13 protein-coding genes are annotated in these 12,756 nt (G+C 62.5%); all 13 read left to right on the top strand.

Annotation, left to right across the window (positions count from 1 at the left end; all coding sequences use genetic code 11):
* The first annotated feature begins 20 nt into the window (after positions 1–20).
* The 13 genes from LK459_RS18815 (at position 21) to LK459_RS18755 (ending at position 12,186) form a co-directional block, all read left to right on the top strand.
* Positions 21–1,202, top strand: coding sequence for a tyrosine-type recombinase/integrase (locus LK459_RS18815; protein ID WP_227920024.1), 1,182 nt, complete (start codon positions 21–23; stop codon positions 1,200–1,202).
* Positions 1,203–1,464: 262 nt separating this feature from the next.
* Positions 1,465–1,659 (top strand): excisionase family DNA-binding protein, encoded by a 195-nt coding sequence (locus LK459_RS18810; protein WP_227920023.1) that lies wholly within the window; start codon positions 1,465–1,467, stop codon positions 1,657–1,659.
* A 148-nt stretch (positions 1,660–1,807) separates the two neighbouring features.
* Complete coding sequence (locus LK459_RS23365) at positions 1,808–2,017, top strand: DUF6011 domain-containing protein (protein ID WP_227920022.1); 210 nt, start codon at positions 1,808–1,810, stop codon at positions 2,015–2,017.
* Positions 2,014–2,289, top strand: a complete 276-nt coding sequence (locus LK459_RS18800) for a DUF2742 domain-containing protein (RefSeq protein ID WP_227920018.1) — start codon at positions 2,014–2,016, stop codon at positions 2,287–2,289. Before LK459_RS23365 ends, LK459_RS18800 begins: the two co-directional genes overlap by 4 nt.
* The gene (locus LK459_RS18795) at positions 2,286–3,530 is read left to right on the top strand and encodes a DUF3631 domain-containing protein (protein ID WP_227920017.1); all 1,245 of its coding nucleotides are present in this window, start codon (positions 2,286–2,288) and stop codon (positions 3,528–3,530) included. Before LK459_RS18800 ends, LK459_RS18795 begins: the two co-directional genes overlap by 4 nt.
* Before the next feature lie 2 nt (positions 3,531–3,532).
* Positions 3,533–3,940, top strand: a complete 408-nt coding sequence (locus LK459_RS18790; protein WP_227920016.1) for a hypothetical protein — start codon at positions 3,533–3,535, stop codon at positions 3,938–3,940.
* A gap of 145 nt (positions 3,941–4,085) precedes the next feature.
* Entirely contained in the window at positions 4,086–4,331 is a 246-nt protein-coding gene (locus LK459_RS18785; RefSeq protein ID WP_227920014.1) for a hypothetical protein, read from the top strand.
* Positions 4,332–4,640: 309 nt separating this feature from the next.
* The gene (locus LK459_RS18780) at positions 4,641–4,820 is read left to right on the top strand and encodes a hypothetical protein (RefSeq protein WP_227920013.1); all 180 of its coding nucleotides are present in this window, start codon (positions 4,641–4,643) and stop codon (positions 4,818–4,820) included.
* 2 nt (positions 4,821–4,822) lie between these two features.
* A complete protein-coding gene (locus LK459_RS18775; RefSeq protein WP_227920012.1) occupies positions 4,823–5,596 on the top strand; it encodes a hypothetical protein in 774 nt (257 codons plus the stop codon).
* A 14-nt stretch (positions 5,597–5,610) separates the two neighbouring features.
* Complete coding sequence (locus LK459_RS18770; protein ID WP_227920010.1) at positions 5,611–5,979, top strand: DUF2190 family protein; 369 nt, start codon at positions 5,611–5,613, stop codon at positions 5,977–5,979.
* Positions 5,980–6,096: 117 nt separating this feature from the next.
* Positions 6,097–6,429, top strand: a complete 333-nt coding sequence (locus LK459_RS18765; protein WP_227920009.1) for an HNH endonuclease — start codon at positions 6,097–6,099, stop codon at positions 6,427–6,429.
* Positions 6,430–6,476: 47 nt separating this feature from the next.
* Positions 6,477–7,642 (top strand): IS3 family transposase gene (locus LK459_RS18760; RefSeq protein ID WP_085948641.1). Its coding sequence is split into 2 segments (ribosomal slippage): positions 6,477–6,761 and positions 6,764–7,642, totalling 1,164 coding nucleotides; the frame shifts between segments, so codons are not numbered across the junction.
* Positions 7,643–7,914: 272 nt separating this feature from the next.
* Positions 7,915–12,186, top strand: coding sequence for an aggregation-promoting factor C-terminal-like domain-containing protein (locus tag LK459_RS18755; RefSeq protein WP_227920008.1), 4,272 nt, complete (start codon positions 7,915–7,917; stop codon positions 12,184–12,186).
* Positions 12,187–12,756: the final 570 nt, after the last annotated feature.

Here is a 12,756-nt window from a genome sequence, read left to right as displayed (position 1 = left end):
GCACGAGAACAAGGGGCGGGATGGCGAAGCCGAGACGACAGCGACGCGAGTTCGGGGCAATTCGCAAGCTCCCCAGTGGTCGCCATCAAGCCCACTACACCGGCCCCGATGGTGCCAAGCACACCGCTCCGCACACGTTCGCCGCGAAGGTCGACGCCGAAGCTTGGTTGACCGACCGTCGCCGAGAGATCGATCGTGGGCTCTGGAACCCCGCCACCGCAGACCAGGCAGAGTCACCGATGTTCGAGCCTTACGCCGACGACTGGCTACGTACGCGCCTAGTGCGTGGCCGCCCCTTGAAGATCCGCACCCGCGACCACTACCGCAGCCTGCTCGACCTCCATGTGCTGCCAACGTTCAAGGCCAAGCGCCTCGACGAGATAACGCCTGCCGACGTCCGCAAGTGGCACGACCAACTACTCCCAGACGCCCCGACCATGCGCGCACACGCCTACTCACTCCTGCGCACCATCATGACGAGCGCCTACAACGCCGAACTGATCACAGCGAATCCTTGTCGCGTCGAAGGCGCGGGATCGTCACGACGTCGATCGCGCACGGTCCCGGCCACCATCGACGAGCTCCAGACCATCGTCAACGCGATGCCTGCGCGCTACCAGCTCATGACGTTGTTCGCCGCCTGGTGCGCGCTGCGCTTCGGTGAGCTCATCGAAATTAGACGCCGCGACGTCACACTCGAGTACGAGGCGGACGAGGACACGGGCGAACGACGCCTCGTGGCCGGCGCGGTGTCGGTGACCCGCGGCGCCGTGTGGGACGCCGAGAAGAGCGCCTACGTTGCCCAAGACTCGGCGAAGTCCGAAGCTGGTACCCGGACCGTCCACGTTCCCCCGCACGTGCTTGGAGCAGTCGAGACACACCTCAACGAGCACACCGGGCCGAAGCAGGATGCACTGCTCTTTCCTGCGCCGAAAGGCGGGTATCTCACTCCCACAACGCTTTACAGCTACTTCTATCCAGCACGCGACGCTGCGAAGCGCAGCGACCTTCGGTTTCACGACTTGAGGCACACCGGTGCCGTCCTCGCGGCTGCAACTGGCGCCACCCTGGCGGAACTACAGGCACGCCTTGGGCATTCGACGGTATCGGCGGCGATGAGATATCAGCACGCCTCCAGAGGGCGCGATAAGAAGATCGCCGAAGCACTTTCCAGGATGATCGGCGACACTCCGAGCGAATGACTTGCGACAGACGGAATCTCATGCTGTTCTATAAGAGTGACGTGGAAGCACACGGAACAAACAATCGAACATCGAAGCTAGGTCAGATTCACCCTGGAGGTTAATCGGACCGAACGGCGTCGGAGGCCGCCGATATAGGCCCCTCTCCTGAAAGACCCTGGTGGTCGAACAGACGTGATCGGAGAGCGTCGAGTAACCGCACTGCAAGCAGATCTTGCGTGAGGTTTCTCGGTGTTCTCCATTTTCGTCTCTGGAGGTTCTGGTGGCCAAAACCACCCTGCCCCGACGTTGGGCAACAATCAACGTCGCCGCCGACTATCTCGGCGTCACCGACCGCACTATTCGCCAAATGATCGCGGATGGCCGAATCTGCGGATACCGCAACGGGCGCAGAGTCATTCGAATCGATCTCAACGAGGTCGACGCCTCGATGAAGCCTTTCGGTGGTGCCGCATGAGCAGCCCCGACTACACACACCTTGAGCAGCAAGCCGACCTACTCGATACCGAGTACCAGGCGGACGAGATCGGCGGCGATGTCGAGTGATCGCAAAGCGAAACCCCGCTGCGGCTGGCAACCGCAACGGGGCTCAAAAATCCTGGCGAATGGACTATCTCAATAATAAACCAGACGCCCGCACCACGTCACGCACTGCGGACGAGATCTACGAACAAGCCGTCGTCGAAGCTGCCTCAGAGCTGGGCTTCACCGTGTCATTGCCCTGCCGAGTTTGTGGGCACCCGCTGACCGATCCGAAGAGCGTGGCTGTCCAGGTCGGTCCCCGCTGCCGAAGCAAAGCGGGAGGTCGGCTGTGAACTACGACGAAGCAAATGCGCTGCGGTACCAACTCCTCGACGTCGAACTCCCTGAAGGTGTCGACCGTGCCCGATACCACTCGCTACTCACCTGCGGTGTGCTCTGCTGCCTTCAACAAGGACTAGACGCCATCGAGGAACGAAGGCTCGCACTCAAGGAAGCCGCCCGCGAGGTCTCTCAGGCCGCGGACTGGGCGGCAGTCGCACAACGGGTTCGTAACCGAGACAGCGCAATCCGCTCAGGTGCATACGTGGAGCGGGTGGTCTCGTGAACGGAGACATAGTGCTTGGAGACATAGTGCTCAAGAAGATCGAGACTTTTGTGTCACGCTTTGTGTCATACCCCTCGGAGGCGGCGCTCGTCGCGCACGTGCTCTGGATCGCGCATACGTGGTTGATTGACAAGTGGGAGTCGACCCCGCGGCTCGCGTTCCTGAGTCCTGAACCGGGTAGCGGGAAATCTCGTGCGCTGGAAGTCACCGAACCTCTGGTTCCGCGCCCGGTACACGCCGTGAACACAACTCCTGCTTACCTTTTCCGCAAGGTCGCCGATGAGGGTGGCAAGCCCACCATCCTCTACGACGAGGTCGACACTGTCTTTGGTCCCCGCGCCAAGGACAACGAGGACATTCGCGGCATGTTGAATGCCGGTCACCGCAAAGGCGCCACAGCAGGTCGCTGCGTGATCCGCGGGAAGAATGTCGAGACCGAAGAGCTCGAGGCTTACTGCGCTGTTGCTCTCGCTGGCCTCGACGATCTACCCGACACGATCATGACCCGTTCGGTGGTCGTGCGGATGCGTCGTCGAGCTCCGGGCGAGAAGGTCGAGCCGTGGCGGCTGCGGATCAACGGACCCGAGGCTGCCGAGCTCGCTGACGAGATCCACGGGTGGACAGCCAGTGTCGCCCAGCAGGCAGTGGATGCGTGGCCTGAGATGCCGGACGGTGTCGAGGACCGAAACGCTGATGTGTGGGAGGCCTTGTTGGCTGTCGCTGACCTTGCCGGTGGTGACTGGCCTGAGCGGGCACGGGTAGCGGCGGTAACACTGGTAACGGCTTCGCAGGATCGCACCCCCAGCCTTGGTGTGATGCTCCTTCGCGACCTACGCGCCGTCTTCGGCGACACCGATCGGATGTCAACCGAGAGCATTTTGACTGCCCTCAACGACCTCGATGAGTCTCCGTGGTCCACGATTCGTCGGGGTGATCCACTCGACGCCCGCGGCCTTGCAAACAGGTTGGGCAAGTACGGGATCAAACCCCACTTGTACAAGATAGAAAACTCCCCGATCCGCGGTTACTCCGCAGCATCGTTGGCGGACTCGTGGGAAAGGTACCTACCCCAGGTAGGGCCGGATGAATCCGTTACTGCCGTTACTCCCGCTACCTCGGTAACGGAGGTAACGCCGGTAACGCAGGAACCCCGGCCTCCCCAGTGCGCCATCTGCCGTTTCCCAATGACCCTCGCCGACGACATCGCCGCGGGCCTCCACCTCTCATGCAAGAAGGATTAATCATGCAATCACCGAACCTCGCGACCGACATGCTGATTCACGCCGCGCTCGAGACAGTCGACACCCACGCCTGGACGATCGATGTCCTCTCTGATCATGGCGTCTGCGACCAGCACCCTGACGAGACGGACGCGCTTGCCAGCACTGTCGCCGATCTCCAGCGCGCAACATTCGAGTTCACTCATTACAGCGATGGCCGGGTCATCCGCGCGACCGAGATGGTCGACAACCACGTTCACATCAGCCACATCTTCGCGGCTGTGCCGGAGCATCGCGGCGAACGGCTGCTGTTCACCGATCGACGACCACACGACCCCGGCACACCCGACCGGGGGCATTACAGGGTCTACGTCGACGACGCCGCGGCGCGGCTGCGCGTGGAGGTTTTTGGCCCGCTGGAGGCGATGTGAAGTGCCAACGCTGCGGTGGTCCGTGCCGCGCCCACGCCGGAAGCGTGCATGGCTGGACGTGCCGAGCCTGCCTCCAGAAGTACATCGACAAGCAGCCGGACCCACCACGCCGACGAATCAACGCCGCCCAATCGGAGGAACAGAAGTGAACGAATCAGATCGCGAGCAGTACCGACTCGCCGCGAATCGGGCCGCGACACTCCTCGCCGCAGCCTCCCGACACGACGACCTCGGACCCGTCATCAATGACCTGAACATCGCGCCCGAAGAGGTCGGCACCCTCCTGTTGTTCCTCGCGACGACATGCTGGGAGTACATGTTGAAGGCGTCGCCGAACTATGACATCGCGGCGTTGAAAGTGGAAGCGATACGCCGTCTAGGTGCGCCGTGATCCCTGACCGGCACGAGGGGTCGGCGAGGTATGCCATCGCGTGTTTTGTGCGTGAGCGCGTTCTCGCCGGCCGCTCGGTTCCTTCGGAGGTCGTCGCTCTCGACGAGTGGTTACGCACACACCCCATGTCATGTAGCGGACACGAAACTGTCTCCGCCACAGCTGATCTGGACATGATGACCTCAGCAGAAGCAGCCGACATCCTCGGCACCACACAACGCCATATGGCGCGCCTGGCACCCACCCTCGGCGGCGTCAAACGCTCCAACCGGTGGTGGATACCGCGCCGAGAGATCGAAAGAAGAGGGCATGGCGACATCGAAAGCGTTACTCGCAGTTGAGCAGTCGCTCGCCTCCCTCGACGAGCCGGACTGGAAAGCGTTCGTCGCGGCAGTGCGCGGCGACGACGCCACCTTCGCAGCCTTCGTCGCACGCCTCCGACCACCCGAACCCACCTACCCAGCGAACTGGACACCCCGAAAGGGCTAGCAATGGACATCAACATCAGCACCCCCGGCGAACTCAGCGAACTCGTCACCGCACTCGGCGGCACCATGCCCGACGAGCTCAACGCCATCGCCGACACCATCAAGCAAGTGCGGAACTGGCACGGCCCCGACACCTTCGACATCTCGGTAGCAGCACGCACCGGAGCACTCACCAGCGACACCGCCGTAGACCTGCTCGACCAAGCCGTCAGGCAACCGACCATCGAGCCCACAACCGTCCGCGCGCAGGCAGTTCACGGGCTGCTACAACGCTATTCAATCCTCGTCGCCGGTAGCGCTGGCGATTCGATCATCGAGTCCGTTCGACCTGCATTCACCGAAGCATCCGCAGCCATCGCCGAAGCTGCGAATCTTGTGCTACCGAACGCCACCGCAGCGGACCTCTCCGAGGCCGACGACGACTACATCGCCGCCTGGCGCGCTCTCGGTGAACACCGCGGCACCCTCGACAAAGTCGGCGCACTCATCGAACTTCTCGCAGTCACCGGATTCAACGTTCTCGGCGGACTCCAGCCGTGGCACACGCCACGAGCACGGGAGGCTGCGTTCTTCGCAGGCGAAACCCGGTGGCTGCTCGACGTTGGTCGCGCTCTCACACTTCCGAACGGAAGCGGTGGACCACGTGGTGGCAAGTGGCACCAAATCAGTTCGGCCCTCGTGCTCAACACAGTCACCGAAGCCCGCCTCATCCTCGCCGAAGCACAACGCGAACGAGAAGAAACCCAGGCCAAAGAACGCGCCACCATCTACTCCTGAAAGGAACCACGATCATGGCGAACGAAACCAAACCACTCTTCCGCCCAGGAGCCAGCGTCACCATTCGCGCCACCACCGCACTCAGCGGTGGACGACTCGTCGCAATCGCATCCGCCTATGACGGGAACTTCCCCACCAAACTGTGTCCCGCAGGCGCCAAACCATTCGGCGTCGCAACCGCCGACATCGCCTCCGGCGCACTCGGAACCGCACTCCGCGAGGGCATCATCCCACTCATCGCAGGAGCCAGCATCACCGCGGGAACCCAAGTCGAATCAGATGCACAAGGCCGAGTCATACCCCTCAACACTGGTATCCCAGTGGGCACAGCAGTCGAGGCGGGCACAACTGGACTACCCGTCGCAGTAGCCCTCGACGTCTGATGACCTGCGTGGCGTCAGCGCCCGCAGTCCGCTGACACCACGCACCGGCTGGCCCTGACACGCAGACCCAGGAGGTCGTCAGGGCCAGCCACAACCAACCACCGACAAGGAGAAGCGATGCCATCCCACAACTGGGGCGCAGGTGATCCCCGCACCAGCACAGCGAACTGGCGGCGACTCCGACGCGCAGTCATCGTCCGTGACGGCAACCGCTGCGCCCAATGCGGTGCAGACGGACGCATCCACCGCTTGGACCTCGACCACATCATCAACGTCAAACGTGGAGGCCAAGACACCCTCGACAACGCGCGACTGCTCTGCCACGCCTGCCACAAACCCAAGACCCAAGCCGAAGCACGCGCAGGAATCGCCGCACGCAAAGCGCGTCTCCGACTCCCCACCGAGCCACACCCCGGAGCAGGCGCATGGGGCTGGTGCACGAGTAGGTGACATCTGATCTGGCTTGCCCTGCCGGGCGGCCTGGAAGGATGCCAGCTGTGCCCAAGCCCTATCCCCAGGAGTTCCGCGACGACGTTGTCCGCGTCGCCCAGAACCGTGAAGACGGTGTGACTCTCGAACAGATCGCTGCCGACTTCGGTATCCACCCGATGACCCTGAACAAGTGGATCCGCAAGGCCGACGTGGAGGCCGGGATCAAGCCCGGCACCACGTCGGCCGAATCGCGTGAGCTGCGCGAGGCCAAGCGGCGTGTGCGCCTGCTTGAACAGGAGAACGAGGTCTTACGCCGGGCGGCGGCGTACCTGTCCCAAGCGAATCTGCCGGGAAAAGGTGGTACCCGCTCGTGAGTGAGCTGGCCGCTGACGGCATCCCCGTCACGGTGGCGTGTCGGGTACTCAAGATCGCTCGCCAGCCCTACTACCGGTGGCGCAAGAACCCGATCACCGACGCCGAGCTCGCCGAGGCGTACCGGGCCAACGCCCTGTTCGACGCCCACCGCGAAGACCCGGAGTTCGGCTACCGCTACCTCGCCGACGAGGCCGAAGCCGCAGGCGAGAAGATGTGCCGGCGGACGGCGTGGCGGATCTGCTCCGCCGGCGGCTGGACCAGCACCATCAGCAAGAGAGGCCGCGGCAAGCACCGCAAGGCCGGCCCGCCTGTACACGACGATCTCGTCAAGAGAGACTTCACCGCGCCCGGCCCCAACGAGCTGTGGCTGACCGACATCACCGAGCACTGGACGGCCGAGGGCAAGCTGTACCTGTGCGCGATCAAGGACGTCTACTCGGGCCGGATCGTCGGGTACTCGATCGACTCGAGAATGAAGTCCCGCCTGGCCGTGGCCGCCCTGAACAGCGCTGTCGCCAGGCGAGGGGACGTGGCCGGCTGCGTTCTGCACAGCGATAGAGGGTCTCAATTTCGTTCGAAGAAGATGCAGAAGGCCATCACCCGGCACGGCATGCTCGGGTCGATGGGCAGGGTCGGTGCGTGTGGTGACAACGCGGCGATGGAGAGCTTCTTCTCGCTGCTACAGAACAACGTCCTCGACCGTCGATCCTGGGCCACCAGAGACGAGCTCCGGGCCGCCATCGTGCACTGGATCGAACGGACCTACCACCGCCGCAGACGACAGGACCGCCTCGGCAGATTGACCCCCATTGAATTCGAGACCATCATCAACCACGAGGCCCCTCAGGCCGCGTGACTAACCCTGTCACCTATCCGTGCACCAGGCCCCACCATCTGCGTGCGCCGTTTCGCTTGGTTTGGGGGTCTTGTGATGGGTAGCGAGTATCCGGATGCGTGGAGGCCTGCTGCGGGTCATCCGGGGGCTGAGAAGAAGGATCGGGCGCCTAGGACGGGTGGTGGTGAGCGGATTCCGTGGGATGTGGCGTCGCCGTCTGCGTATCCGTCGTCGTGGCCGGAAGCTCGTGAGCGGGTGGAGCTTTCCTCGGAGAGCGTTGAGGAGGACTGACCGTGGCAACGTATAACGCTGGCTCAGCATCGATCGACATTCATGGTGATACGTCGAATCTGGCGACGGAGATCAAGGAGAAGCTCGAACGCATCAAGGTTGAGTACGACATTGACGTCGGTGCTGACCTGACTGGGTTTCGTGCTCGTATGGATGAGTTGCGGGCCGAGACACGTGACATCGAGATCGGTGTTGATGTGGATGACGCTGCTGCTCGTGCACGGTTGGATGAGTTGTCTCGGGATCGACGTGTTCGTATCGATGTCGATGGTTCCGGGTTGCGGGGTGTGGCGTCGGGTGCGGATGACGCGAACCGTGGGTTGTCGGCGATGGCTGCGATCAAGTTCGGTGCACTCGCGGTCGGCATCGCCGCGCTCACTCCTGCGCTGCTCGGTGTGGCGGGCGCTGCTGCGGGCGCGGGTGCGGCGATTGGTGCGATCGGTGCCGCGGGCCTGATTGGTTCGTCAGGGATTATCGGCGCTTTCAAGGCTGCGAACACCGAGGCTGCGGGGGCCGGTAAGGCTGCAGAGGATGCCGCTGACCGTGTTGCTTCGGCACAGGAGAAGGTGCGGGATGCTGTCGATCAGGTGGCGAATGCGCACCGTGATGTGGCGGACGCACAGCAGGGTGTGGTGGAGGCTGAGCGGAAGGCTGCTGATGCTCAACGGGATTTGAATGACTCGTATCAGGAGGCGACCCGCTACTTGCGGGACATGAACGACCAGCTTGCGGATGCGGAGATTTCGCAGGAGCGCGCCGAGATTGCTTTGGCGCGTGCTCGTGGGGATCAGGCAAAGACTGCTGTTGATCCGAAGGCGACGGGTCTGGATCGTGCCGAGGCGGCGTTGAATGTGCGTGAGGCGCAGCAGCGTTTGGATGAGGCGAAGTCGCGGACGGCGGATCAGCGGACGGATACTGCTGCGGCGAATGCGAAGGGTGTCGGTAACTCCGACATCGTGAATGCGGCGCACGACAAGCTATCCGAGGCTGATCGTGGTGTGGTTGATGCGCGGAATGGTTTGGTGGAGGCCAATCAGCGTCTGGCGGATTCGAACCGCAATCTCGCTGATGCGCAACGGGATCTCGCGAAGGCTGCCATTGAAACTGGTGCCGGCGCTGGTGGGGTGGACAAGTTTGCGGAGGCGATGGCGAAGCTGTCGCCGAACGCACGTGACTTTGTGACCCAGATACGTGCGCTTGGTCCGGCGTGGAATCAGATGAAGACGACGGTCCAGGACCGCCTGTTTGAGGGGTTGGGGGCGTCGGTCACCCAGTTCGCGAACCAGAATCTGGGTGGGTTGCAGTCGTCATTGACGCAGGTCGCCGGGTACATGAACTCAACGTTCAAGTCCACTTTGTCGTCGCTGTCGGGTGTGTTCGCCCAGTTGTCGGCGAATGGCACGATGCAGCAGTTCATTTCGGGTATCGGTGGCGCCCTGTCGGGGATGGCGCCGATGATTGCCGGGTTCACGTCGGCGATGATTCAGATGGGCGCTGCGGTGGGTCCGTCTATGGGTCCGCTGTTTGCGTCGTTGGGGCAGTTCGCTCAGACGGTGGCTCCCGCGTTGGGGGGTGTGGGTGCGCAGTTGGCGCAGACGTTGACGACGATTATGCCGACGTTGGCGCAGTTCATTTCGGCTCTCGCGACCGGGCTGCAGCCTGTGCTGCCGGTGCTGGGGCAGTTGCTGCAGTCGATGATGGCGGCGTTGATTCCGGCCATCCCGGCACTGTCGCAGTCGGCGCAGGTCATCGGGGGTGCTCTGGCGACGGGGTTGAAGTTGATAGCTCCACTGCTGCCCGTCATTGCTCAGTATTTGCCGCAGATCATTGCGGGCATCATCGCGTTCAAGGGATTGCAGACCCTGGCGAGTGCAGTGACGACCATTCAGCAGATGGCTGAGGCGTTGAAGCTGGTGAAGGTGGCGACGGCAGCGTGGAGCGCTGTCCAGTGGGTGCTGAACGCAGCGTTGAACGCCAACCCGATCGGTCTGATTGTGATCGCGATTGCAGCACTGGCGGCGGGAATCATCTACGCGTACAAGCACTCTGAGACCTTCCGCAACATCGTCCAATCGGTGTGGGAGGGCATTCAGACCGCGATTTCGTTCGCCTGGAACAACGTCATCAAGCCCGTCATCGACGGTTTGGTTCAAGGCTTTCAGTGGGTGTGGCAGAAGGCTCAGGAAATGGGCGGGTTTGTTGCCCAGGTGTGGGAAACCTTCAAGAACGGGATTACGGCGGCAAAGGACTGGGTAGGAGCACGGGTTGGTGACATCGTCAACTTCTTCACGGGTCTACCGCAGCGCATCACAAACGCCGTGTCAGGCGCGTGGGATGGGTTGAAGAACGCGTTCAAGGGCGCCATCAACTGGATCATTCAGGCGTGGAACGACTTCCACATCTCCATGCATATCCCCGATAGCATTCCGCTCATTGGCGGCAAGGGCGTCGACATCGAAACTCCCGACTTGCCGCTCCTTAAGGCTGCGGGTGGTGCGATCTCGGGTCCGGGTGGTCCTCGCGACGACCTGATACCCGCCATGCTGTCTAACGGCGAGTACGTGATTCAGGCTGCAGCGGTCTCGAAGTACGGTGTCGGATTCTTCGACCGAGTGAACGCACGACGATTTGCCGATGGTGGCGCAGTCACCGATGAGACGTATGGTTTGCCGACTGGCACGAACACGGGCGGCTATGGCAGTGGTGGCGATATTTTCCCTGCGTGGGTGCATTCGCTCGAGAGTCATGGTGTTAAGCCGTCGACCTATCCGGGGCATCAGGAGTCTGACCGCAATGAGGCGGGTTATGCGCCGAATCCGAATCACCTGAATCGTGGTATTGACTGGTCGGGCACTCAGGATGCGATGCAGAAGTTTGCCGAGTATCTATTCAGTGTCGCACCGAACTCGCCAACCCTTGAGCAGATCATCTGGCAAAACCCGAACACTGGGCAGAAGATCGGCTGGCATGGTCGTCAGCCGGACACTGATGGTTCGTACTTCGCGTCCGACTATCCGGGCCATCAAGACCATGTGCACACCCGCTTCAGTGGCCCGCTGAATGCGAAGCCAAAGCCGAACCCGTTCGACAAGAACCCGAACGCCATCGGATCAGCGACAGATCCGAGCTGGTCGGGTACTGGTGTGCCGCAAGTCGACCAGCTTAACCAGCAGTCGGGGAGAGGTGCCTCTCCCGAGTATGCGCCTGATGCGTCGTCGTCGGGGAAGAAGGACTATCCGACGTCGTTCTCCGGGTGGGCCGGGTTTATGGCGCAGCAACTGATTGCTGGGCAGGTCAAGGACGCGTTCGATATGTTCGGTGTCAACGATTCTCCCGGCTGGTTGAAGACAGCGACCGATATTGGATCGACAGTTCAGTCGAATGTGGACCAACAGAAGATGTCTGGCATCAGTGGCGCACTGGTGTCGTGGGAGACCCCCGAGGCTCGCGACAAGCGGCTGAAGGCGTTCTCCGATAAGCAGGCCGCAGAGAAGCAAGCGCAGCAGGGATCGGCGGCGCAGTCCACCACTGCTGCGCCGATCACTGATGCGGCGGCGACGAATGTTCAGCCCACCTATGACCTGCCGACGCCCGACCCGAACGCGAAAGCTGGTGTGCAGTATCAGCAGCCCGTTGTTCCGGCGATGCCGACGAACACCCCCGAGGGCGGTATTGCTGCGGGGTCTCCCGGTGGCAAGGAAGCGTTTTGGGCTGAGTGGGTGAAGCGTGGCTGGACAGGTAACCAGTGGTTGGACACATTGCGTCTCTACAACGGCGAATCATCTTGGGATGCGAATGCGCAGAATCCGGGGTCTACGGCGTTCGGTATCCCACAGTTCCTGGATTCGACGTGGGCAACCGTGGGCGAGTCGAAGTCGCCTGATCCGAAGGTGCAGGCCCGTGCGGCGGCGAAATACATTGCGGGGCGTCCCGATTACGGCAATCCGTCGAAGGCGTGGGAGTTGTGGCAGTCACGGTCCCCACACTGGTACCACAGCGGTGGTGAGGTTTACGGCCACGGTGATATTCCTTCCTGGCTGGAAGGTGGCGAGTACGTGGTGCAACGCGAAGCCGCCCAGGCGAATCTGCCGATCCTTGAGTCGATCAACGCTCGCAGGCCGCTGCCGTCGATCCGGCAGCAGGCTCCTGCGAACGCTGGCGGCTACCGCGATCACGTCGAGTACCACGTGTCGACAGCTCGAGTGGAGGACGCGTTCAACGAAGCACGCCGGCAGGAGAACCGACGCGCAATGGCAACCATCGGGAGGTACTAGGGGGGGTGTCACCGACGATGGACACCCTGCGGGTGGCCGCGCGTTGAACCCCATCCCGTTCGACCCACGACAACCATGCCCCTATCGCGTCCGGCCACGACTCCTAGCACCGTGCCCGATGGGCAGGTGTGATCGTCATGGCACCGCGTCTCGGTTCGCGAGGTCGGGACTGGTGGCCTCAGAGCACGGCTGAGGACTGGGCTACGTGCTGACCGCTGGTTTTCGTCGGGCTGGTCGGAGACGACGGGCACGCGGTTGGAGTGGTTGCGTGCGCTGAATGCCCTTGCCGGGAGTCGAACCCGGCAACCGTGGTGATGATGAACACGGTTGAGCCGTTAGGGCAGTCGCGCGTTTGCCGCGCTCAGACCAGGCGCAGGTGTGTGGGCTGCGTGGAATCTGGAGCGGGTTCGTGTTCGTCTCCGCTGAGCGCTCTCAGGACCGCGGTGATCGCAGCCAACTGTGCGGTGCTCAGTTGGCTTGGCTCGAGACTTCGACAGGCAGCCGCTAACTCCAGCAGCCAGTAGTCGTGATCGCCGATCATCGCATTACCTCCAGGTGAGGTCGCCCGGT

This window comes from Gordonia otitidis (assembly GCF_020735545.1).
In the GTDB taxonomy this organism is placed as follows: domain Bacteria; phylum Actinomycetota; class Actinomycetes; order Mycobacteriales; family Mycobacteriaceae; genus Gordonia; species Gordonia otitidis.
This window is presented reverse-complemented; position numbering and strand designations above follow the sequence as displayed.